This window comes from Achromobacter sp. SLBN-14, assembly GCF_006715415.1.
Lineage (GTDB): Bacteria > Pseudomonadota > Gammaproteobacteria > Burkholderiales > Burkholderiaceae_B > Achromobacter > Achromobacter mucicolens.
This window is the reverse complement of record NZ_VFNE01000001.1, coordinates 2,969,215-2,991,798: the sequence shown is the minus strand read 5'-3', so window position 1 is coordinate 2,991,798 and position 22,584 is coordinate 2,969,215. Positions and strand designations below refer to the sequence as shown.

Sequence of the window (22,584 nt, the reverse complement as noted above, 5' to 3'; positions counted from 1 at the left end):
TAGTGGGCGCCTACGGCTTGTCGGCCGTGGCCGCCGCTGTACGCAGACGTGCTTCCGTGTTGTCGACGTGCGTGCGCGCGTGCTGCCGTGCAAGTTCCACGTCGCCCTTCTCGATGGCGGCAAACAGCGCCTCGTGCTCCTTTTGAGCCTGCGCCCCGCGCCCCGCGATCTTGGCCGACCGCGAACGCGACACGCGCAGGTTCTTTTTAAGCAACACCGCCAGGAAATCGAAGAAATTCAGATAGTGTTCATTGCGCGTCGCACGCGCCACGCAGCGGTGGAACTCCATGTCGGCATCGACGCCCACCGCTACATCTCCGGACGCAATCGCGTCGGCCATCTTGCGCAGCGCCAGCCGCATGGCGGCCAGATCGTCCTCGTCACGCCGGGCCGCCGCCAACGGCGCGGCCTCGATCTCGAAGCCCCGGCGCAATTCCACGATGCGCAGCACCTGATCCGCATCGCCAATGTCCGCGGCCTGCATGCGCAACACCGACGGCCGCGCCGTCTGCATGACAGTCAGCCCGCGGCCCTGCTTGCTTTGCACGATGCCATCGCCCTTCAGGCGGGAAACCGCTTCGCGCAGCACGGTGCGCGAAACGCCAAGCCGGGTGGCGATGGTCTGCTCCGGGGGCAGCACCTCACCGACCTGGTAATCGCCGCTGGTGATCTCGTCCAGCAGCATCTCGGTCACACGATCCGTCAGATTGGGCTCCGACGTAAACGGCACGACCGCGTCTTTTTTCAACAGTACTCGGGAAGCTGAATCAGGCATAGGAAGTCTCGTCCGAAAACGTGCATCTCATTGCCAGCCCGCGTTGCCTCGGCTGTGGACACGCCCGGGGTGGGGTGTGTTGAAAATACGATAATCGTATAAGGATATGAGGGGGTATTAGGGGAAGTGCGGGGGTGCGCCCCCTGCGCGCTTACCGTCTGTGACCCGGGGCCGGATCACTCCCCGTTTATGATGCCGGGGTAGCGAGTTCACGCGAATGCGTTACTCTCCCCTCCCCAAATCAGTCTGCAAGGAGTTCCCCTCATGGCACAAGCCTCCGCCCGTCACATCCTCGTTTCCACCGAAGCGAAGGCCAACGAACTCAAGACCGCCATCGAGAATGGCGCTGACTTCGCCCAGCTCGCCAAGGAAAACTCGAGCTGCCCGTCGAGCCGCGACGGTGGCAACCTGGGTACCTTCGGCCCGGGCCAGATGGTCAAGGAATTCGACACCGTCGTGTTCAGCGCCCCGGTCGGCCAAGTGCAAGGTCCGGTCAAGACCCAGTTCGGCTACCACCTGGTTGAAGTGACCAGCCGCAAGGACTAAGTCCTCGAAGCCGTTCGGCAAAAGCCGCCGCCAGGAGCGATCCTGGCGGCGGCTTTTTTTCGTGCTCCGACCGCGTGAATGGCACGCTGCAGCGCAGCACCGGATTCCCTATCAATTGATAATTTCTGTTCAGGTGACAGGACCCGAAGCCCTGCGACAGAATGGCCCACACCCGGAGGAGACAGCCGGGGCCATAAAGATCCGTAGCGACATATTCACAGCGGCAAGCTGCCGCGCGCCAGAGGCCCATGAAACAGTCCAGAAAGGTCATCATCACCTGCGCCATCACCGGTTCGGTCCATACGCCGTCGATGTCGCCTCACCTGCCCGTCACGCCTGAAGAGATCGCCCGGTCGGCGCTTGATGCCGCCCAGGCGGGTGCGGCGATCGTGCACCTGCATGCGCGTCAGCCGGACACGGGGCGACCCACGCAGGATCCGGCGCTGTACGCGCAGTTCCTGCCGCGTATCAAGGAAGCCTCTGACGTGGTGATCAACATCACGACGGGCGGATCGCCGGTGCTGCCCATTGCCGAGCGCATGGCGCCGGCGTTGCAGTTCAAGCCGGAAGTGGCGTCTCTGAACATGGGGTCGATGAACTTCGGGATGTACGAGCTGCTGGAGCGGTTCAAGACGTTCAAGCAGGATTGGGAGCGGCCGTATCTGGAGGACAGCAACGACCTGATCTTTCGCAACACGTTCAAGGACATCGAGCACATCCTGTCGTCGTGCGGCGATAACGGCACGCGCTTTGAAATCGAGTGCTACGACATCGGCCATCTTTACACCGCCGCGCATTTCGTGGACCGCAAGCTGCTCAAGCCGCCGTTCCTGATCCAGTCAGTGTTCGGCATCCGTGGCGGCATTGGCACGCACCCGGAGGACGTGATGATGATGAAGCGCACGGCGGACCGGCTGTTCGGCGACGACTACATCTGGTCGGTGCTGGCCGCGGGCCGCAAGCAGACGCCGCTTGCGACGATGGCGGCGACGATGGGCGGGAACGTTCGCGTGGGCCTGGAGGATTCATTGTGGGATGGGCCCGGCGAACTGGCGAAGTCCAACGCGGACCAGGTACGCCGCATCCGCCGCATTCTGGAAGACCTGTCCTTGCAGATCGCCACGCCGGACGACGCGCGCGAGACGCTGCAACTGAAGGGCCGCGACCACGTCGCGTTCTGAATACATACACATCCACCCAGTGGGGAGACGAGACATGAAAAAGACGTTGCGCGCGACGGCATTGGCCGCGCTGTTGGGAATGGCAGGTGCGGCACAGGCCGATGACGGCGTGATCCGAATCGGGTTCATCACGGACATGTCCGGACTGTCCGCGGACGCCGACGGACCTGGCGGCGTCGAGGCGATCAAGATGGCGATCGCGGACCTGGGCGGCACGGTGGCCGGAAAGAAGGTGGAGGTGCTGGTCGCGGATCACCAGAACCGGGCCGATATCGCGTCGTCCCGCGCGCGAGAATGGCTGGACCAGCGCGGGGTGAACATGCTGATCGCGGGCGCGAATTCGGCGGCGGCGTTGGCAATGGCGAAGGTGGCCGAGGAAAAGAAGACGCCGTTCTTCGTGGTGAGCGCGGGCGCGTCCGAACTGACGAACGCGCAATGCACGCCCTATACCGTGCACTACGTGTACGACACGGTGTCGCTGGCGCGCGGTACGGCGCGCGCGATGATGAAGGAAGGCAACAAGGATTGGTATTTCCTGACGGTGGACCACGCGTTCGGCCATGCGCTGGAGCGCGATGCATCCAAGGTGGTGCAGGCCGACGGCGGCAACGTCAAGGGCCGGGTGCGGCATCCGCTCAACACCGCGGACTTCTCGTCGTTCATCCTGCAGGCGCAGGCCTCCGGCGCGCAGGTGCTGGGCTTGGCCAATTCCGCCAGCGACACCAGCAATGCGGTCAAGGCGGCCAACGAATTTGGCCTGACGCCCAAGATGAAGATCGCCGGCCTGCTGGTGCTGATCACCGACGTGCACGCGCTGGGCCTGCCGGCGGCGCAGAACATGTATTTGACGACCGCATGGTACTGGGACCAGGACGACGCGTCGCGCAAGTGGGCATCGCGCTTTGAGGCCGTGATGAAGAAAAAGCCCTCCATGCTGCAAGCCGGCGACTATTCCGCCGCGACGACATACCTGAAGGCGGTGGAAGCCACCAAGAGCACCGACGGCGACACCATCATGAAGTGGCTGAAGGCCAATCCCGTGAACGACTTCTTCGTCAAAGACGGCAAGATCCGCGCGGACGGGCTGATGGTGCACGATATGTTCCTGATGCAGGTGAAGACGCCTGCGGAATCAAAGGCGCCTTGGGACTACTACAAGCTGGTGGCGCGTGTGCCAGGCACCCAGGTGTATACGTCGCCCGAGGAATCGACCTGCCGCCTGATGAAGCCCTGAAGCCCTGACGCCATGAATCAATCCGGAAATCCCATGACGACATCCGAGGCGATCGCCGCCCTTCCTGTTGACCTGTCTGGAAAGCGCGTCATCGTGACCGCGGGCGCGTCCGGCATCGGCGCCGCGCTGGCCGACGCCTTTGCAGGACGCGGCGCCCGCGTTCACTTGTGCGATGTCGATGAACAGGCGCTAGCCAGTTGCCGGCACCCGTGGGCGCGCGCGGACGTGGGCACCCGCGACGAGATCGACCGCTACATGCAGACCGCGCTAGCGCATCTGGGCGGGCTGGACGTGCTGGTGAACAACGCCGGCATTGCCGGGCCCACGGCAGGCATCGCCGACATCTCCGCGCAAGAGCTGGACGCGACGCTGGACATCAATCTGGCCTCGCAGTTCCACACCGTGCGCCATGCGTTGCCCGCCCTGCGCGCGTCGGGCGGCGGCAGCATCATCAACATCAGCTCAGTGGCGGGACGGATGGGCTTGCCCATGCGCACGCCGTATGCGGCCACCAAATGGGGCGTGGTGGGGCTGACGCGTTCGCTCGCGATGGAGCTCGGGCCGCTCAACATCCGCGTCAATGCACTACTGCCGGGGCTGGTGGCCGGGCCGCGCATCGACCGGGTGATTGCCGCTCGCGCCAAGAACATGGGGTTGTCCGTCCAAGAGCAGACACGGCTGGAGCTGTCGGGCGTCAGCCTGCGGCAGTTCGTGCGCGCCGCTGACATCGCAAACATGGCGCTGTTTCTCGCAAGCCCTTACGGGGCCATGGTCAGCGGCCAGGCAATCAGCATCGACGGCGATCTGCAATCGCTGCCGTGGCAGCCGCCGGCGCAATAAGCCCGGCGCAATTGCCGCTATTGCAGCAACGCGATTGTCTCTGCATACACGCCCTGCCGCCGCGCCTGCGCCGTGGATCGCAGGGCGTCCAGCAGGCGCGCGGTCAGCTCGTTGTTGCGGGACTCGGTGCGGGTGATCAACAGGAAATCGAACCATTGCCGCGAGGCGAGCGGCACGGCCACCAGGTCCGGAAACGACGTCACGATGTCGGACGCGGACAGCGCGTTGACCAGGCTGATGCCCTTGACGGCGCGCACCGTGCCCGGCAGCAACGACATATGCGCCTGCATGCCGGAGCGCAACAGCAACGAATCGGCGATGTCGCCCTGCGCCACGACATAGTCGGACCACAACGGCTTGACGTAGGTGTCCGGCGGAATATCTAGCACCGTGATGGCGTCGCGCCCGGCCAGCGGATGTTCGCGATGCACGATCGCCATGACGTCCGCGCGCAGGAACGGCGTGAAGGTCAGCCGCGTGCTGTCCCGGCCGACAGCGCCCAGGCCGAAGTCGGCGCGCATGGTTTCCACGGCGCTGATGACCTGCATGGACGACTCGACGTCGATGGAAAACGGCCGCGTACCGTTGATGTCCAGATAACGGCGCACTGCGTCGGGCGCGTAGCCCAGCGCCAGCGCGGGTGACGAGGCGATGCGCAGCCCGCGGCCGCCGAACTGTTCGATGCTGTGCAGGGCTTCGTCGATGCGCACCAGTTCGTCCAGCACGAACTTGGCTTCGCTGTAGAGATATTGCCCCGCTTCCGTCGGGCGCAGCGTCTTGTGCGACCGGTCGAACAATTGAACACCCGTGGCGCTTTCCAGGCGCGATATCGCGTGGCTGATGGCGGGCTGCGTCAGGTGCATGGCCAGCGCGGCCTGACGCGTCGAGCCGGTCATGACGACGGCGTAGAAGATTCGCAGGTCGTGGATGTTGAAGTTGCGCTTCATGCGGCGCGCCTATTGGGGCGTGGGTGGCGGTTTGGGCTGAGACTTCAACGGCGGCTTCGGTGGCACCTTCGGTGGCACCTTCGGCGCCGCTTTGGGCGCGTTCATGCCGCCAAACGCAAACAGCCCCATCTGCGCCCCGGTCGCGCGCGTCAGATAGTCGTTCTTCAGCTTGTCCCGATCGCCGAACAGCGCCCCGGCATCGGCCCCCTGCGCCGCGCGGTTCTTGTCGATGTCGTTCTGGCCATCGTGCATGCCCTCTTGCAGCGCGCGGCGCAACGCGGGGTTGAGCGTAGCGGTGTCGTAGTCCTCGCCGGGGCGCAGGCCCAGGGTGGCCATGCGCTCGCGCAGCGCGGTCTCGGATTTGTGTGCGGGTGCGAACCGCAGCAGGAAGGCCAGTTCGTCATAGAACTCGAGCGACGAATACATCTGCGCGCGCGGAACCGGCGCCTTCCATTCCACCTTGGCAGGGGCGGCGGGCGCGGCCCCGTTGCGGAACGCCGATAGCGGCTGCACCTTGAAGCGCGCCTGGATGCGCTTGGCGTTTTCCTGGTCGGCGGGATTGAACCGCTGCGTGCGCGCCACCAGCGTGGCAAGCTGCGTCTCTGACCGAATCACCTTGGTGATGCCCGGGGGCACCTTGCCTTTCCAGGAGGGCCCCGCCACGAGAAAGACGCCACCGCCCAGGCCGCGCGAGCCCAGGTCGCCGATGTGGTGCATGTACAGGTCCATGACCTGCAACGAGGCATCGCGCCGCTTTTCGACGCGGGGCACGAAGACGACGACGGGTTCGGCGCGCAGGTCCAGGGCGGCGTAGGAATACAGATAGGCCGGGTCCAGGCCGGCCGCGGCGGCGGACGCGGTGCCGACCGGATTGATGCTGTTCACCGGCCCCTTGTATTGCGCCCCCTGCTTGTCCAGGCTGTAGGCATACATGGCCTGGTAGCTGGCGACCATGGGCGCGCCGTAAAGGTAGGATTCGCGCGCGATGCCACGCGCCTGTTGCGCGGTGAGGCCCTCGATGCCGACGGACTGCCGGGCGGCGGCGTCGTGCGACGGGACCGCACAGCCGGACAAGACGCCCGCCACGGCGATGGCGGCAACCAGCCCCATGAACGGACGGCAGGCGGCGCGGCAAAATCCGGTGCTAATCTGGCGGTGGCGCATTCAGGGCTCCGACATGACGGGATGGCGCAGGCGCCCGAGGGCGGCGGCGGATTGCGCCAGGGCTCGAATTCCGGGGGATTCTGTCATATTTCCCCGGCATGTAGAAGTAACAGTGCACCGCAGCGGTGCGACAGGAAAGACACAGCAGCATGTCAACGCAAGACCCGAACATGACCGGTCCGGACGGAGAGGCGTTCAACATTCGCGCGTCGTCGTACTTCGTGTTGCAGGCCGTGCACCGCTGCGCGGCTTGCAACACGCTGTCGCGCGTGACGGCGCTGGCCGTGCCGCCCGGCCACGAAAGCACCGAGGGCGATCTGGAACTGGATGAGGACGACGCGGATAGCACGGGACTGGATCCGCTGGCGTTTCGGGACTGGCTGTTCGGACCCGCGCAATGGCAGTCGATGCCGGGTCCGGCCATGATCTCGTCGACACGGGCTCTTGCGCCCGACGTGGCGCAGACGCTGCGCTCGCTTGCGCCGACCTACCGCCAGAACCCCGTCCGGTCAGGGGAATGGTGCAATTTCTGCGAGCATTGCGATCACCCCATTTGGGATGGCGCGTTGTACCCGACGCCGGGGCAGGCCTTCTGTCCGCCCGATGCCGATGCCGCCGCACACATATCGGCGCAACGGGTCGACGCGCCGTTCGCGGCGTTTTTCGGCATGTGCTGGACGGACAGCTATCGCAACAAGTGGCCCTTGTTCACGCGCCTGGGCTTCGCGTGCAGCGAGGCGGATTGATTCCCCTGCCCTCGTGGCGCAATGTCAGGCGCTTTGCAGCAGATCCTGAGGCACTTCCAGTTGCCGCGCGGGGATGGCCGCGAAGGCGCTTTCCGTGGTGCTGGCGTCCGTGGTCAGGTGCTGGATCAGGTCGACCGTGGTGGATCGCCGGGTCAGCATCAGGCACGTGACCTCGTCGCCCGCCACGCGGGTGGCGTGCCAGCAGCCCGGCCGCATGCACACGCCCTGCCCCTGCGCCACATGAAAGGCCGCAAGCGTGGCCAGGTCGGGCGAGCCGTCCGCGGCGCTGCGCGCCACGATCTGAATGATGCTGCCCGTCAGCGGGACGATCGCCTGCTGCGTCAGCAGGTGCTTTTCCAGGCTGGAGACTTCGACGGACTGGCTTCGGTAATTGACCCAAAGCACTTCGGCGTCGCCGCCCGCGCCCGTGTTGAACAGGTGTTCGTGCCAGAAGTCAGTGGCCGGGTTCGTAAACAGCGGAACGCCGTTGCCGTCCGGCATGGGCTTTCCCAGCATCCACCCGTAGGCATTGAAGGCATCAGGCGAAAGATCGTGAACTTCAAGCTGCGAATTGCTCGTCATGCGGGACCCTGTGATGGCTTAGCGCCGCGTTTGGGGAATTCGGCGTCGTAGTCGAAGTCGCCCCGCGCAATGGCCTCCAGGATGGCAGCTCGCCGGTCGGCGGCGCGCTTGAGGTTGGCGGCGGTGGGCTTGACCCGGATACGCTCGACACAATGCCGGCCGTCATAGAAGAAGCCGATCTCGATGGACGATTCGGATGCGGGGCGCACCCCTTCGAATCCCGTGCTCATCGCGTGCTCTCCAAGTTGCCGATGGCACACATGATAAACGCAACGATGTGACAGCCGGCGCTGGCATACACTGCCCTGATCCCCCCACCCGAGGACGCGCAACATGGCCATCGACCTGACGTCGCACTATGTGTATCTGGACGCCGCCGGCGCCGCCGCCACCGTGACGGGCGGCGACGCATTCTGGTCCCAATCTCCGGAAGACCTTGAACAATACGGGCGCGGCTGGCTTGTGTCCGAGTACGAGTTCGCGGCCGACTGGCCGCAATGGGAGATGCACCCTGGCGCCGACGAGATCGTGCGGCTGATGTCTGGGGCGGCCGAACTGCACCTGGAATGGCCCACCGGGATCCAGATCGTGAAAATGCTGGCCGGCGATGCCTACGTGATTCCGAAGGGCGCGTGGCACACCGTCAAGGTCATTGAGCCCTGCCGCATGCTGCACATCACCATGGGCGCGGGCACGCAGCACCGGCTGGCGTAACGCCGCTTCCCGTCTGCGCCTTGCCGGCCGCGCCTCGCCGGCCGCACCTAGCCAGCCGCGCCTAACCGGCCGTGCCCACCGGCCGCGCGCGCTGGATCTCGCGGTCGTCGATCGGCCAGTGCAAGGCGGCCGACAGCACGCCCAGCGCCATCGCCCCCAGCCAGATCAGGTCATAAGAGCGAGTGGCTTCGAACACCACGCCGCCCAGCCACACACCCAGAAACGAGCCGACCTGATGGCCAAAGAACACGAAGCCGAAGAGCGTGGTGATGTAGCGCACGCCAAATACCTGCGAGATCAGACCGTTGGTGAGCGGCACCGTGCCCAGCCACACGAAGCCCATGACCGCCGCGAACGCGTAGACCGACCACGTGGATAGCGGCACCAGGATGAAAAGCGCAATGGCCGCGGTTCGGATCAGGTAGATGCCCGCCAGCAGGTACTTGCGCCGGTGATGCGCGCCCAGGATGCCGCAGACATAGGTGCCCATGACATTGGTGAGCGCAATGATGGCCAGCGCCGCGACCGCGTCCGATGCGCGCAGGCCTTTGTCCATCAGGTAGGCGGGCAGGTGCGTGCCGATGAACGCCAGCTGGAAACCGCAGGCCAAAAATCCCAGGTTCAGCAGCCAGAAGCCCGGGCGCGTGAAGGCCTCGCGAAGGGCCTCGCGCAGCGACAGGTTTGCGTCGGGCGCGCCGGCATCGCGCAGGCGGTTCGCCGGCTCGCGCAGCGGAAACGCCAACGGCAACAGGATAGTCAGCGCCACGGCAAACGCCAGCAAGGCCGCGACCCAGCCCCAGCCCCCGATCAGCCATTGCGCCGCGGGCACCATCGTGAACTGTCCAAGGCCGCCGACGGCTCCCGCCACGCCGAGCGCCCAGCTTCTGCGTTCGGGCGGCACCAGACGGCTGAGCGCGCCATAAATGGCCGCGAATGCCGTGCCGGACAGTGCGATGCCGATGCACACCCCCGCCGTCCACATGAAGCCCGCAGGCGTCGTGGCATGCGCCATGCCGGCCAGGCCCACCGCATAGAAGACCAACCCGCCAGCGATCACCTTGGCCGAACCATAGCGGTCGGCAATCATGCCGGTGAAGGGCTGCACGATGCCCCAGGTCAGGTTCTGCACGGCCAGCGCGATGGCGAAGGTCTCGCGGCTCCAGCCGCGGTCCATGGTGACGGGCAGAAGAAACAGGCCCTGCACATGGCGCACGCCCAGGGCAAGGCCCATGACGACGCCACCGGCCAGCACCAGCAGCCACAACTGCGATGCATCCAGGGAAGATTTTTGGGGGGTGGACATGGCGAACCTCTTGCAAGGAAACGTCGCCCCCGTTCAGGCGGGCATCGGCTCTATTACAGGGTCGCCAGACGCGAGGCTCAACCGATTATTTTTTGCCCGCTGCATGCGTGGAGGGAATGTCACGGCAACGCAGCAGACCGCGCCGATGACCGGCACGGCCGCCTGAATCGAACGGCTTGGCCAACCTTCAACATGCGTGCAAAAAAAGAAATTACGCGATGTTTTTGAAAAATGACCGGAATTACCGCAAAAATCGACGCGAGGCTGCGACATGTTAACGCTTCGTTTTTGATAGTTACATCTCCCGATCCGTCCCCGGGCACCGCTGAGTACAGTGGCTGCCTTCCCAATCCTTCGGCAGGCATCGACTCATGTGGCACGCCCGGTCCGGCACGTTCGTTTCCGCGGTTGTTAACCGCGCCCGCAACCCATGACGGCGGCGCCCATCTTCAAGCCGCTGGCGCTTGCAGCGGCGCTGGCGGGGATCGCGCTCCTGGCGCCGGTCACTTCGCACGCGCAGACCAACTGGGCGCAGCAGTGCGCGTACAACAATTTCGGCGAAGGCGCGGGCACATCGTGCCACCAGCCATTCCAGGAAGGCCTGGCGGCCGTGCTGGTGGGCACCGCCGATGGCGATTCCGCTGCCTGGGGATTTATCGACAAGCAAGGCGTCATGGCCATCGCGCCGGCGTATTCGGAAGCCCGCTCCTTCCAGAACGGGCTGGCCGCCGTCAGCCAGCAGGATCTCTGGGGTTACATCGACACCCGGGGACGCTGGGTCATCCCGCCGCGCTTTAGCGACGCGACCGGATTCAACGCGCAAGGCACGGCGCTGGCCGAAGAGGACGGACGGGATGTGCTGATCGACCGTCACGGCAAGGTCGTGAAGACCTTTCCACTGGGCACGCGCACCTCGGGCTTTGAGCCCGGACAGAAGCTGGCGGCGATGGAAATCCCCACGCCGCCGCGCTTGGTGAACACCGTGACCGGCACGCCTGCCGCGCTGCCTGATGGGGTGATGGCGCTGGCCGCGCCGACCAGCGGCCAACTGCCCGCGCAGACGCGCGATTCGCGCTACGGCGGCTGGTGGGGTCTGCTGGATCAGAACGGCACCTGGGCGATCAGCCCGCAAGTGTTGCGCTCGCTGGCCCCGCCGTTGCGCGATGGCGATGTGGTGGCGGTGAACCGCGAACGGGCATGGGAATTCGTGGATGTGCGCGGCGAGGCGCTGTCGGCCGAGCGTTACGAACGCGTGGAGCGGGTGGCGCCGGGCATATGGCTGGTGCGGGTCGCGGATGGCGGCACGTTGCTGCTGGATGGCAAGCTCCAACCTATGCACACCTTCGAAAGCGACTACGTGGGTGTGCGGGAGCAAGACGGCTGGCGCTTTGCCGCCGAGCCCGGCATGACGCTGCTGATCGATCCCGAGGGCCGGCTGCAGCTGATCCCCTTGCGCAGCGGCGAGGTCAAGATTCATCACGGGCGCGCGTGGGTCTACGGCGCGGCGCGGCGCCCGGCCGGCGTTGCCGACGCGGCTGGCGATGCGATGAGCGCGGAAGATCAAGCCCATGCCGCCGACGCGGCGGCTGCCGTGCAGGCGGCGTCCGAAGCGGAGACTGCGGCGGCTTTCCAGGATCCGCCGGTCGCCGCCGATGCCGCAACCGATATTGCCGCAGCGCCAACGGTGGCAGACGCGGCGCCCACCGAGGCGACTCAAGCTGAAGCGGCGGCAGACGATGCTGCGGCAGCCGGTGCTGCGGCAGCCGGTGCTGCCGCAGACGACGCCATGGCGGCCGACGCAATGCAAGCCGATACCGCGGCAGATGCCGCCATGGATGCGGCCACCGCCGCGGCAGACGCCGCACAAACGACCTCCAGCGCCAACGCAGACGAATCGCTTTACCAGGTCTACGGCCGGGACGGCCTTGGCATCCTTGACGAGGCCACCCTCGCGCAGCTGCGCGCCTACGACGTCAGCGAATTCCACTACGCGCGCACGACCGCCCGCGATGCCGATGCCCCGCTGGCGCTCCTGCGTCCGCACGACTACGGTCAGCCGACAGGCATCCTCACGGCGGCGGGCAAGATCGTCACGAATCCGGATTGGGCGAACATCGATACGTACGACGTCACGCTGCCCCTCGTGGCGCGCACCAGGAACTACCAAGCCGGTGCGATCGGCGCGGACGGCGCCTGGGCCATCGAACCGCGCTACACCGAGATCCGCCCCTTCAAGGGCCCCTACACCTGGGCCCGCACGAAGGACATGCTGCGCGGCGACGCGCTGCTGATCGATGCCCGCGGGCAGGAAGTGTCCGTTCCCGCACACGTGCTGGAAGAGGCCTCGCGCCTTGATGGCGAACTGCTGCACTACTACGCACGCAACGAAAACCGCCAGCGCCGCTCGGGCCTGTGGAACGTGCGCAAGGGTGCGCCCGCGCTCAAGCCGGTCTATGAGCAGATACAGGAGTTCGAGGACGACTGGGCCAAGGTCCAGGACAAGAACCGCTGGGGCGTGGTCAACCGCGAGGGCCAGTGGGTAGTGCCCGCCCGCTACGACGGCGCCTACGATCTGGAATACCTGGGCAACGGCCTGATGCTCGTCGAAGCGCCGGAAGGCAAGCGCAATCGCGGCGGCTTCACCGAACGCGCCTACCGCGTCATCAACCTGCGCACCGGCAAAACGAGTGAACCCGTGGTTGGCAAGCCGCAGAAGCTTGCCGATGGGCGCTTTCTCGGCGAATTGGCCGACGCAAGCGCTGTCCTGATCGATGCAGAGGGCGCCTCCATCCGCTTGTCGGCGGGCCGGCCCAACAACAAGCAGCAATTCGGCGACTGGCTTTACATCGACTTTGACGAACGCGAAGGCGCCATCGACGCGCGCGGCAACATGAAGGTGCCCGCGCAATACGGCGAATTCAATCCGTTCTTCACGCAGCCGGAAGGCCTGGCGCGCGCCAACATCGGCGCGGGCTATCGCCTGATCGACCAGACCGGCAAGCCCTTGCTCGAAAAGTGGGGCGACGCCACGCCGCTGGCATCGATGCAGCGCGTCGTCGTCAACGACGACGAGAGCGGATCGAGCATTCTGGTGGACCTGCAAGGCCGCGAGGTCACCCGCCTGCCTGGCCGCTACGCCATCGACAGCGACAAGGCCAGCGAGGGCGTGGCGCCCTACAGCGACGGCGACAACAAGTACGGCTTCATCGACGCGAACGGCAAGCGCGTCGTGGGCGCGCACTTCAACCAGCTGGGCCGCATGAAGGACGGACTGGCGCGGGCGCGCCGCCTGGAGCGCACGGGCAAGCTGTACGGCTACATCGATCTGACCGGACGCTATGCGATTGCGCCGGCGTTCACGTGGGCCGGCGACTTTTCGGAAGGGCGCGCGCTGGTGCGCCGCAATCGGCTCATCGAGTACATCGATACCCAGGGCAAGACCACCGCGCTGTTCGGCGTGCTGTGCGACACGGTGGTGATCGTGGATGCAGAGGACCGGCAGAGCTGGCCGCCCCGGAAACTCACCTGCCCCGAGGCCGCCGGCATCTCGCCGCCGGCAGTCGACAACGCCAACGCAGAATGATCATGACGTCACGCGTGCTACGAACCACCCGCCTCGCCTGCGCATTGGCCGCGCTGGGCGCATCCCTGTCCGTTCAGGCGCAGACCGGCTACGTGCAGCCGGGCCACATCTATTGCCTGGGGGAATCCGATTACCCGGTCTATCCGGCTGCCGACGACATCTCCGCGCGCAACCCCTTCAGCAACGGCTGCATCCGGGATCTGCAGGACGGCCGCGCCGCGGTGCTGCTGCCGTCAGCCATCGAGAACATCGACCGAGTGCCGCGCGACAACTCGCTGCGCCGCCACGCGTGGGGCTTTCTGGACCGGAACGGCCGCGTCGCGATCGAGCCGATCTTTGAGGAAGTGGGCGATTTCCGCCACGGACTTGCCGCCGTGCGGTGGCAAGGCAAGTGGGGCTACATCGACCGCAATGGCCGCATGGCCGTGCGCCCGCGCTACGACGCGGCGCAGGACTTTGTCGAGGTCGGGCTGGCGGCGGTGACACTGGACGGCAAGCCGATGCTGATCGACCGCCAGGGCAATCCGGCGGGCGAGCCGTTCGACGAGGTGGTGCGCGCCGTGCGCCTGTTCGATGGCGTGCCCGCTCGGGCCACGGTTCAGTACAAAGAGGAATACCGTTCAACCAGCGGCGAACGCCGTTTCGGCGGGAACGGTGTCGTCATCACGCGGCCGCTGGGCGACAAGGGTCTGTACATCGCCACCAACGGCCAGGCCAAGTACGGCGTGGTGGACAGGGACTGGAACTGGGTCGTGGACCCGGTGTTCGACGACATCTCTTTGCAGGACGACGGCAATCTGGCCTCGGGCTACGGTCCGGACGGCTCCGTGCTGGTGACGGCGGACGGCAAGCTGATCGGCGCGGACCAGCAGTACGAAAGCATCCTGCCCGTGGGCAAGGCTTTCTACAGCGCGCAGTTGCCGCAGCGGGGCGGCTTTGCGGTGATGGACCGCACCGGCACGATCGTGGCCACGCTGACAACGGAAGAAGGCCAGACGTCGCAGCGCCATGCCGACACCATTGTGTATCGGTCGGGCGACAAGCTGATGGCGCTGGTGCCCGGCCACGCCGCGCCGGTCACGTTGGGCGCGGGGCTGTCGGCCGGCGACGAACTTGAGGGCTATGTCCTTTTCGTGGACGAATCCCGCCGCGCCGCCGGTTTGCTGACGCCGACCGGCGCGTGGCTGCACGGCGCCACGGCGCCCGCATGGCTCGCGGACGCCCGCCGCCTGCAGACGCGCGAAGGCAATCTGTGGCTGTCCGACGAGCAAGGCGCCCTGCTCAATGTGGTGGACAAGGACGGCAAGCCGCTGCTCAAGCCCGAGACGGTAGCGGCGCTTCAGAACCAGCAACTCCAGCCGCTGCCCGCCGGCGTCCCGGGCGGTCCGCTGGGCCTGCTGGGTCAAAGCCACTGCAATTGCGACGACACACAGGTGGGCTTGCTGCTTGCCGATGGCAGCATCGTCACCGATCCGTCCTGGTCTGCCGTGACGCCGCTGGACGACACCGGCCATGAAAACGCCGCAGCCCTGACAGCGGACCAGTTGCGCTACGCGGCCGAAACCGACGACGGCATGGTGCTGCTGGACGAGCGCGGCAAGCGCATCGACCTGCCCGCGCAGCAGCACATCGGCATGTTCCGTCATGGCTACGCGCAGGTGTATGGCGACGGCGTGGTGCGCATGATCGACCGCGCGGGCAAGACGTTCGAGCTGCCCGAGAACTTCGATACGCAGGTCGTGGCGCCCGGCGTGGCGCGCTTTGTTCAAACGGCGGCCGACGGCGCGCCGTGGGGTCTGTACGATTTTGCGGCCGGCAAGCTGCTGGCCACCCCCACGTTCCGCAGCATCGGCGAATTCCAGAATGGCCAGGCGATCGCATCGCTGGGCGCGGGCCGGGTTGGCGTCATCGACCTGCAAGGCAAGTGGGTCGTACCGGCCAGCCACCACGGCGTGGAGCGCGTGAACGACACGCTATGGCGGGTGACGCAGCCCGGCAAGCAAGAAGACGAGTATGACCGTCCCGCCGCAGTGTTCAATACGCGCGGCCAGGCGCTGACCGCCTTCATGCGCGGATTGCAGGTGGGCGATTTTGGGGATGGCTCGGTCAGCGCGGGCAACAGCGAGCGCCGCTGGATCATCTCGCCGGACGGCTCGGACGCGCTGGACATGAAGGATGCCGACTACCTGCGGCTGGGCGACTGGATGGAGATCCGCCGCGCCGACCGCGAAGGCTACCTGAACGGCAAGGGCGCGTGGCAGATCGCGCCGGCAGCCCGCACCGGCACCCTCTTCCAAGGCACGCCGGCGCGCGCGCTGACGTCCAACGCCAAGGGCACGCAGGTGATGGACGCCAACGGCAAGATCCTGGCCACCCTGCCCCGCGGCGAATGGACGTGGCCGCCACGCTCCGACCTGCTGATCCGCTATTACTCGGCCGACCGGGGCACCATGACGGACTACACGGACTTGTCCGGCAAGACCCGGTTGACGGTCGAAGGGTTTGGATCGGGGTTCTCGGAAGGCCGCGCCGTCACGCATCTGTCTGGCGGCGGCATGCGCTGGGTGGATGCCAAGGGCGTGCTGACGGGGCCGGCGTTCGACGCGCTGGGTACGCTGCGCGAAGGCCTGGCGCCAGCCGCCAGCGACCGGCGCTACGGCTATGTCGATAGCACGGGCAAGTTCGCCATTCCGGCGGAATACCGGGCCTTGTCCGGATTTGAGAACCAGCGTGCGGTGGTGTCCACGGAAGACGACTCGCGGATCATCGACAACGCCGGCAGCCTGGTCGCACAGGTCAGGATGCAATGCGGCATCCGCACCCTGTACGGCGCGGCGGGCCAGCGGCTGTGGCCGCTGCGCATGCCGCACGGCTGCAAGCGTAGCGAGGCGTCGCGCGCCTACTGAGCATCCAGCGCCAGATAGCGGCCGGTCTGCACGATTGCTTCGCGTTCCTTGAAGCTGGTCAGCCGGTCCGCCATTGCGCTGCTGTCGCCCGTCAGCCGGATCGCGCGAAGCGTCTCCTGCATCGCGTGGATCGCCGCGCGCTGCAGGTCCGACGGAATGATCGCCAGGCGGTAGCCCATCGCCGTCAGGTCCGGCAGCGGCACCAGCGGCGTCTTGCCGCCGTAGAACATGTTGATGAGCTTCAAGCCCGGCAGCCGCTCGGCAATGGCGCGGATCTGCGCCAGCGTCTCCGGTGCCTCGACAAAGATCATGTCGGCGCCGGCCTTCAGGTAAAGCTCGGCGCGGGCGATGGCGGCGTCAAACCCTTCGACCGCGATGGCGTCGGTGCGCGCGATGACCAGCGTGTCGGCGTCGGCGAGCGTCTGGCGAGCAATGTGGACCTTGCGGGCCATCTCGCCGGCATCGACCAGGCTCTTGTCGTCCAGGTGGCCGCAGCGCTTGGGAAAGGACTGGTCTTCGATATGAAACGCCGCCACACCCGCGCGCTCCATCAGGCGCACCGTGCGCTCCACGTTGGCCGATCCGCCAAATCCGGTGTCCGCGTCCGCCACGACAGGCAGGCCGCTGGCGTCGACGATCTTTTCCACGCGGTCCATCACTTCGGTGAAGCTGAGCAGACCGATGTCCGGGTAGCCGGCGGCACGCGCGATGGCGCCGCCGCTGGCGTAGACCGCCGAGAATCCGGCCGCGGCAACCAGGCGGGCCGACAGGCCGTCATAGGCGCCGGGCGCCACGACGATGTTTTCAGAGAGCTGCTGGCGCAACCGCGCGCCGGGGGATAAGTGGGCAGTCATGGGGATCCTTCAAGAGAAAAGGTTCATACCCGCATGATCTGCGCCGGCCATTAGAATGTCCAATATATGGAATATTGCTGACCAGTACTCTTTAGATATCAATATGGAACTGCGCCATCTTCGCTATTTCGTCGTCACCGCCGAGGCCCAGCATTTCACGCGCGCGGCCGAGCTGCTGGGCATGGCGCAGCCGCCGCTCAGCCAGCAGATCCGCCAGCTTGAAAAGGAAGTGGGCACGCCCCTTTTTGACCGCACGGGCCGCGGGGTGACGCTGAACGACGCCGGACGCGCATTCCTGGCGTGCGCGCAGGACATCCTGCAGCGCGCCGATGCGGCAGTGCGCACAGCCCAGCGCGCCGCGCGCGGCGAAGTGGGCGAACTGACGTTGGGGTTCACCGAGTCGGCATCTTTCAACGGCGTGGTGACCGAGCTGATCCGCCAGTACCGCGAGCGCTACCCGGAAGTTGAAATGACGCTGTCGCAGGGCGACAGCGAAACGCTTGTGGCGCAACTGCGCGACGGCGCGATCGACGCCGCGTTCGTGCGCCCGCCCTTTGCGCTGGACGGCGGGCTGACGTTCACGCAACTGGTGGAGGAACCGCTGGTGGTCGCGATGCCGCTGGGCCATGCGCTGGCGCGCCGCAAGCGGCTCACGCCCGCCGACCTGCAGCAGGAGACCTTCATCCTGTACTCGCGCAAATCGGGCTATGGCCTTAGCGCAGACATCATGGCGGCGTGCCGGCAGCACGGGCTGGGCCCGCGCATCGGGCAGCAGGCGCCGCAGTTGTCGTCGGCCGTGAACCTGGTGGCGGCGGGGATGGGCGTGGCGATCGTGCCGGCTTCGCTGCGCCCCCTGCGCCCGGATGGCGTGCTCTACCGGCCGTTAGCGCTGGATTGGCCGCGCGCGGTGCTGGGCCTGGCCGTGCGCGATGCGACCGGTGCACGGGCCGCCAATCTGCTTGCGCTGGCGCGGGCTCGCCGCAAGCCCTGATGCGTCTTGCTGGCCCGCGCGCTCAATCGTCGTGCGATTCGTGCACGGCAATTGCGCCGCGCTTCCAGTAGCTGGCGGCGCGGATGCGGCTCTTGTCGATGCCATGCTGGGCCACCATGATCTCGCGCACCGCTTTCGCGGTGGCCGATTCCGCCGCCACCCACACATAGCCTTCGCCCTGCGGCAACGTCAGTTCGCGCGCGGCTTGCAGCAAGAGCGTGCTGTAGCCCGGCGCGGTCCCGTTGCGATGCAGCCAGCGCACCGACGCCTTCGCGGCCGTTTGCAGCGGGATTTCATTCTCGGCCGCCGGCACTTCGATCAGCACCAGCGCCTGCGCCGAGGCGGGCAGTTCTTCCAGCCGGCGCGCGATGGCGGGCAGCGCGGTCTCGTCGCCGATCAGCACATGCCAGTCGAACGCGGTGGGCACCACAAACGAACCGCGTGGTCCGCCGATGCCCAGTTGCTGGCCGGGCGCGGCCTGTTCGGCCCAGGTCGAGGCGGGGCCGTCGCCGTGCAGCACGAACTCGATCTCCAGTTCCTGGCGCGCCGTGTCGAACCGGCGCGGCGTGTAGTCGCGCGCGGCGGGCCGGGGCACGCCGTCGGGGAACTTGATGCCGTCCGGCCCGGCAGTGGGCAGCACGGGCGGTTGCGAGGGATCAGCGGGGAAAAAGATTTTCACGTGATCGTCGAAGGACGCGGACACGAAGTCCTGCAAGTCTTCGCCGGTGAACGTGACACGGGCCAACAGCCCGGCGATGCGCTCGACGCGCGCCACGGTCAGCGTGCGCATCTTGAGGGGGTGGCGCACGCGCGCCACGGTGAGGTCGCTTTGATTCATGGGTACTCCAGTCAGTTGGGACAAGATCAGGCGCCGGACTTGCCGTTGATCTCGTCGGTCGCACGCGCCAGGATGCCGGCGATGCGTCGTTGTTCGGCGGGCGAGGCGTCGGTGCGATCCAGCAGCGCGCGCTTGAGCGCCTGGCGCGCCTCGACGAATTCGGGCAGCCAGCCGGTGCGGGTGTCCTCGCCCTCGGGGCCGGTCTCGCGCGGCTGGCCGCTCCAGGCCTGGCGCATGTAGTCCATCTTGCGCGCCACGTGCTTGAGCTTGTTGAACATCAGCGTCAGGCGCTCGCGGTTGGCGTCCAGGTGCGCCTTGCCGGGTTCCGCCAGGTGATAGCGCTTCTTGGCGCCTTCCTGTTCGACGGTGGCGTAGCCCAGCTCTTCCAGATAGGTGAGCGCGGGATACACCATGCCGGGGCTGGGGGTGTAGAAGCCGTTGCTGAGCGCGCCCAGCGCCTTGATGAGTTCGTAGCCGTGGCTGGGGTTCTGCTCCAGCAGCCCGAGCAGCATCAGTTGCAAGTCGTCGCTGGACACCTTGCGGCTGCGGGTGAAGCCCCGGCCGTCGCCGCCGAAGCCGTCTGCGTCGCCGCGGCCGTGGGCGCCACCCGAAAACCAATCACCGCCCGCGCTGGCGTGACGCGGATGGTGATCATGATGATGGCCGCCGTGATGGCCGGGATGCGGGGCGTGGGGATGGGCGTGGCCGTGGCGACCCTGATGCTGACAATGGCCGCGATGGCCATGGGCGCGGCGTCCGCCGGCAGCGCGCTGGACGGCGGCGATGAACGAAAAGGGGGACATGAATGCCTCTTACGATATGTCTTACGATAGCTCGTACGATATACCTGCCGCTTTGGCGGCGTCAACTCCCCCGTTTTTTCCGGCGCCGGCAGGACGTCAGCGCGTCTTATCGCAGCGGCTCGCCCGGCGCGGTGGCACCCATCAGTACCCATCGGGCGAAGTCCGCCGCCTTGGGTTCGTCCGGCGCGGGCGCATAGACCACCAGCCGCAAGTGACGGCTTTCGTCGACGCTCAAGGTGGCGTGCTCGAATGCGATGTCGCCCAGCGATTCCACATGCAGCGTGCGCAGGCCCATGCACGAACCATGCACGTCGTGTTCGCGCCACCAGGTCCGGAAATCGGGCGACACCCGTTCCAACTCATCGACCAGTTCGGCGATGTCGGGCACCCCGGCGGCGCTGGCGAAATCGCGCCGGAACGAGGACAGCATGCGAGGCGCCTGCGCCGTCCAGTCCACGAAGCGCTCGCGCATCGCGGGGTCCACGAACAGCATCCACAGCAGGTTGCGGCGGCCCGGCGCCTGCCCGGAAAAATTGAACACCTTGTCCGCGGCGGCGTTCCACACCACGACGTCCCAGCGCAGATTCAGGATGTACGCGGGGCGCGCGGGCAGGTCATCCATCAGGCGGCGGACCTGCGCGGGCACGGTGCACCACGTGCGGCCCGTCTCGGCCGGCGGGCGCTGATGCGCCAGCAGGAAAAGGTGGCGGCGCTCGGCATCGTCCAGCCGCAACACGCGCGACAGGTTTTCCAGAAACGCCGCCGACACGCTGATGTTGCGGCCCTGTTCGAACCACGTGTACCAGGCCAGCCCGACACCCGCGAGCGCCGCGACCTCCTCGCGCCGCAGCCCCGGCGTGCGGCGGCGGCGGCCGGGCGGCAGCCCAAGGTCGGCGGGGGTCAGCCGCTCGCGGCGCAGCCGCAGGAATTCGGAAAGATCGGCGCGGGTTCGGTCCAGACGGTGCGCCGTAGCCGGCGCGGACGGGGTTGAAGGCAGGGATGCGGTCATGACGCTGTTGCAGGCAGTAATAGCATAAACAGCTAAATTGTATAAGGCTGAATGTCCGACCAGAATAGCGCCGATCCTGACTTTCCGGCCTTTTCCATGTCGACCTCCTGCCTTCCCGCCACGCCCTCCCCCGCCCTCCCCCACGCCGATTCGCCGCGCCTGGGCAATCTTGGCCTGGCGGTGCTGCTCTCCGGCGGATTCATCACGATCTTCGACCTCTTCGTCGTGAACGTGGCCATTCCCAGCATGCAAGCGACACTGTCGGCCAGCTTCGCGCAGATCAACTTCATCATCGCCGCCTACGAACTGGCGTACGGGGTGCTGCTGATCGCGGGCAGCCGGCTGGGCGACCGGCACGGCAGGCGGCGGCTGTTCATGCTGGGCATGGCGGGTTTCGCGTTGGCATCCGCGTTGTGCGGCCTGGCGCCCACGCCGGACACGCTGATCGCCGCGCGCATTGTGCAAGGCGCCGCGGCGGCCCTGCTGTTTCCGCAGGTGTATGCGCTGATCCGCGTCAGCTTCGAGGGCCACGCGCGGCGGCGGGCGTTTGCGTGGCTTGGCATGACGCTGGGCCTCGCGGCCATCGCCGCGCAGGTGCTGGGCGGATGGATCGTCCATGCGGATCTGTTCGGCCTGGCCTGGCGCACCATCTTCCTTGTCAACCTGCCGCTGGGTCTGTTGGCTTGCTGGCTGGCGCGTCACATCCCTGAATCCGCCGAACCTTCCGGCGCGGCGATGGATTGGGCTGGAGCCGCCCTCGTGGGGCTGGGATTGGCGTTGCTGCTGCTGGCGCTGATCGAGGGTCCGGCACGTCAATGGCCGGCCTGGACGCTCGCCTGCGGCGCGGCATCGGTGGCCGCGTTGACGGCATTCGTGCGGTTGCAACGCAGGATCGCCGCGCTTGGCGGCGCGCCGCTGGTGGACATGGCCTTGCTGACGCAGCCGCGCTTTGCGGCCGGGTGCCTTGTCGTGATGCTGGTGTTCTCCACCGCCAGCGCCATGTTTCTTTGCTATGCGCTGCTGGTGCAGACTGGCTTTGGACGCGATGCGCTGACGGCCGGCCTGATCTTCGCGCCGGCCAGCGTCGGGTTCGTCGCCGGCTCGATGGCCGCGCCACGGCTGGTTGCCCGGTATGGGACGCGGGCGATCGCGCTGGCCGCGCTGCTGTACGGCGGCGCGACGGCTGCCCTGATGCTGCACACGGAATTTGCGGGCGCCGATCTGGACCCTTGGGCGCTCTTGCCCGCGCTGGTGTGGCTGGGCGCGGCCCAAGGCGCGGTCAACACGCCGCTGGTGAACCTGGCGGTGGGACTGGTCCAGGACCGCCAGGCCGGCATGGCCGCCGGCGTGGTGTCGACCCTACAGCAGGTGGGCGCGGCGCTTGGCGTATCGGCCGCGGGCATGCTGTATGGCGGTGCGCTGCAAGCCCATGCGGATGCGGGCGTGGCCGAGCGCCATGCGCAGGCATTCGCGTCAGCCATGCAGTTCAACGTCGCGGCCATTCTTTTGGCGGCCGCGCTGTTGTGGCGGCTGGGCCGTCAGCGCTGACCGCGTTCGGACTTGCGGCG

At 66.9% G+C, this 22,584-nt stretch carries 21 protein-coding genes; 10 read left to right on the top strand and 11 right to left on the bottom strand.

The window, feature by feature from the left end:
• Window positions 1–10: 10 nt before the first annotated feature.
• Window positions 11–748, bottom strand: a complete 738-nt coding sequence (locus FBY20_RS13750) for a FadR/GntR family transcriptional regulator (protein WP_223573290.1) — start codon at window positions 746–748, stop codon at window positions 11–13.
• A gap of 291 nt (window positions 749–1,039) precedes the next feature.
• Between FBY20_RS13750 and FBY20_RS13745 the strand changes: the two genes are divergently transcribed.
• The 4 genes from FBY20_RS13745 (at window position 1,040) to FBY20_RS13730 (ending at window position 4,576) form a co-directional block, all read left to right on the top strand.
• Window positions 1,040–1,321 (top strand): peptidylprolyl isomerase, encoded by a 282-nt coding sequence (locus FBY20_RS13745; protein ID WP_056324750.1) that lies wholly within the window; start codon window positions 1,040–1,042, stop codon window positions 1,319–1,321.
• A gap of 248 nt (window positions 1,322–1,569) precedes the next feature.
• Window positions 1,570–2,502, top strand: a complete 933-nt coding sequence (locus tag FBY20_RS13740) for a 3-keto-5-aminohexanoate cleavage protein (RefSeq protein WP_142052766.1) — start codon at window positions 1,570–1,572, stop codon at window positions 2,500–2,502.
• 34 nt (window positions 2,503–2,536) lie between these two features.
• Window positions 2,537–3,736 (top strand): ABC transporter substrate-binding protein, encoded by a 1,200-nt coding sequence (locus FBY20_RS13735; RefSeq protein ID WP_056324745.1) that lies wholly within the window; start codon window positions 2,537–2,539, stop codon window positions 3,734–3,736.
• Between the two features lie 33 nt (window positions 3,737–3,769).
• A complete protein-coding gene (locus tag FBY20_RS13730) occupies window positions 3,770–4,576 on the top strand; it encodes an SDR family oxidoreductase (RefSeq protein WP_142052764.1) in 807 nt (268 codons plus the stop codon).
• 17 nt (window positions 4,577–4,593) lie between these two features.
• On the opposite strand, the gene FBY20_RS13725 is transcribed toward FBY20_RS13730, so the two are convergent.
• Window positions 4,594–5,523: a LysR family transcriptional regulator gene (locus tag FBY20_RS13725; protein ID WP_142052761.1), complete on the bottom strand. Its 930-nt coding sequence runs from the start codon at window positions 5,521–5,523 to the stop codon at window positions 4,594–4,596.
• A gap of 9 nt (window positions 5,524–5,532) precedes the next feature.
• Complete coding sequence (locus FBY20_RS13720; RefSeq protein ID WP_142052758.1) at window positions 5,533–6,687, bottom strand: DUF1254 domain-containing protein; 1,155 nt, start codon at window positions 6,685–6,687, stop codon at window positions 5,533–5,535.
• A gap of 149 nt (window positions 6,688–6,836) precedes the next feature.
• Between FBY20_RS13720 and FBY20_RS13715 the strand changes: the two genes are divergently transcribed.
• Window positions 6,837–7,433, top strand: coding sequence for a hypothetical protein (locus FBY20_RS13715; protein ID WP_142052755.1), 597 nt, complete (start codon window positions 6,837–6,839; stop codon window positions 7,431–7,433).
• A 24-nt stretch (window positions 7,434–7,457) separates the two neighbouring features.
• Here the strand turns inward: FBY20_RS13715 and FBY20_RS13710 are convergent, their stop codons facing one another.
• On the bottom strand, window positions 7,458–8,015 hold the full coding sequence (locus tag FBY20_RS13710) for an ureidoglycolate lyase (RefSeq protein WP_142052752.1): 558 nt from the start codon (window positions 8,013–8,015) through the stop codon (window positions 7,458–7,460).
• Window positions 8,012–8,245 carry an Arm DNA-binding domain-containing protein gene (locus FBY20_RS13705; protein WP_142052749.1) on the bottom strand — a complete coding sequence of 78 codons (234 nt, stop codon included), beginning with the start codon at window positions 8,243–8,245 and terminating at the stop codon, window positions 8,012–8,014. Before FBY20_RS13705 ends, FBY20_RS13710 begins: the two co-directional genes overlap by 4 nt.
• A gap of 103 nt (window positions 8,246–8,348) precedes the next feature.
• Here FBY20_RS13705 and FBY20_RS13700 point away from each other — a divergent pair, with 103 nt between their 5' ends.
• Window positions 8,349–8,729, top strand: a complete 381-nt coding sequence (locus tag FBY20_RS13700; protein ID WP_056324729.1) for a cupin domain-containing protein — start codon at window positions 8,349–8,351, stop codon at window positions 8,727–8,729.
• A gap of 61 nt (window positions 8,730–8,790) precedes the next feature.
• On the opposite strand, the gene FBY20_RS13695 is transcribed toward FBY20_RS13700, so the two are convergent.
• Window positions 8,791–10,032: an MFS transporter gene (locus FBY20_RS13695; RefSeq protein ID WP_056324726.1), complete on the bottom strand. Its 1,242-nt coding sequence runs from the start codon at window positions 10,030–10,032 to the stop codon at window positions 8,791–8,793.
• Between the two features lie 33 nt (window positions 10,033–10,065).
• Window positions 10,066–10,305 (bottom strand): hypothetical protein, encoded by a 240-nt coding sequence (locus FBY20_RS13690; protein WP_142052746.1) that lies wholly within the window; start codon window positions 10,303–10,305, stop codon window positions 10,066–10,068.
• A 157-nt stretch (window positions 10,306–10,462) separates the two neighbouring features.
• Between FBY20_RS13690 and FBY20_RS13685 the strand changes: the two genes are divergently transcribed.
• The gene (locus FBY20_RS13685; protein ID WP_142052740.1) at window positions 10,463–13,615 is read left to right on the top strand and encodes a WG repeat-containing protein; all 3,153 of its coding nucleotides are present in this window, start codon (window positions 10,463–10,465) and stop codon (window positions 13,613–13,615) included.
• Between the two features lie 2 nt (window positions 13,616–13,617).
• A complete protein-coding gene (locus FBY20_RS13680; RefSeq protein ID WP_142052737.1) occupies window positions 13,618–16,521 on the top strand; it encodes a WG repeat-containing protein in 2,904 nt (967 codons plus the stop codon).
• On the opposite strand, the gene FBY20_RS13675 is transcribed toward FBY20_RS13680, so the two are convergent.
• On the bottom strand, window positions 16,515–17,375 hold the full coding sequence (locus tag FBY20_RS13675) for an oxaloacetate decarboxylase (RefSeq protein ID WP_142052734.1): 861 nt from the start codon (window positions 17,373–17,375) through the stop codon (window positions 16,515–16,517). The two genes, FBY20_RS13680 and FBY20_RS13675, sit on opposite strands and share 7 nt — an antisense overlap.
• A 103-nt stretch (window positions 17,376–17,478) precedes the next feature.
• Here FBY20_RS13675 and FBY20_RS13670 point away from each other — a divergent pair, with 103 nt between their 5' ends.
• Window positions 17,479–18,366 carry a LysR family transcriptional regulator gene (locus FBY20_RS13670; RefSeq protein ID WP_142052731.1) on the top strand — a complete coding sequence of 296 codons (888 nt, stop codon included), beginning with the start codon at window positions 17,479–17,481 and terminating at the stop codon, window positions 18,364–18,366.
• Window positions 18,367–18,388: 22 nt separating this feature from the next.
• Here the strand turns inward: FBY20_RS13670 and FBY20_RS13665 are convergent, their stop codons facing one another.
• The 3 genes from FBY20_RS13665 to FBY20_RS13655 all read right to left on the bottom strand — a co-directional run bounded on the left by FBY20_RS13665 (window position 18,389) and on the right by FBY20_RS13655 (window position 21,016).
• A complete protein-coding gene (locus FBY20_RS13665) occupies window positions 18,389–19,204 on the bottom strand; it encodes a siderophore-interacting protein (protein ID WP_142052728.1) in 816 nt (271 codons plus the stop codon).
• A gap of 26 nt (window positions 19,205–19,230) precedes the next feature.
• Window positions 19,231–20,007: a PadR family transcriptional regulator gene (locus FBY20_RS27970; RefSeq protein WP_255452334.1), complete on the bottom strand. Its 777-nt coding sequence runs from the start codon at window positions 20,005–20,007 to the stop codon at window positions 19,231–19,233.
• A 106-nt stretch (window positions 20,008–20,113) separates the two neighbouring features.
• A complete protein-coding gene (locus tag FBY20_RS13655) occupies window positions 20,114–21,016 on the bottom strand; it encodes a helix-turn-helix transcriptional regulator (protein WP_142052725.1) in 903 nt (300 codons plus the stop codon).
• Between the two features lie 96 nt (window positions 21,017–21,112).
• On the opposite strand from FBY20_RS13655, the gene FBY20_RS13650 reads away from it, so the two are divergent.
• Window positions 21,113–22,564 (top strand): MFS transporter, encoded by a 1,452-nt coding sequence (locus tag FBY20_RS13650; protein ID WP_142055937.1) that lies wholly within the window; start codon window positions 21,113–21,115, stop codon window positions 22,562–22,564.
• Window positions 22,565–22,584 lie beyond the last annotated feature (20 nt).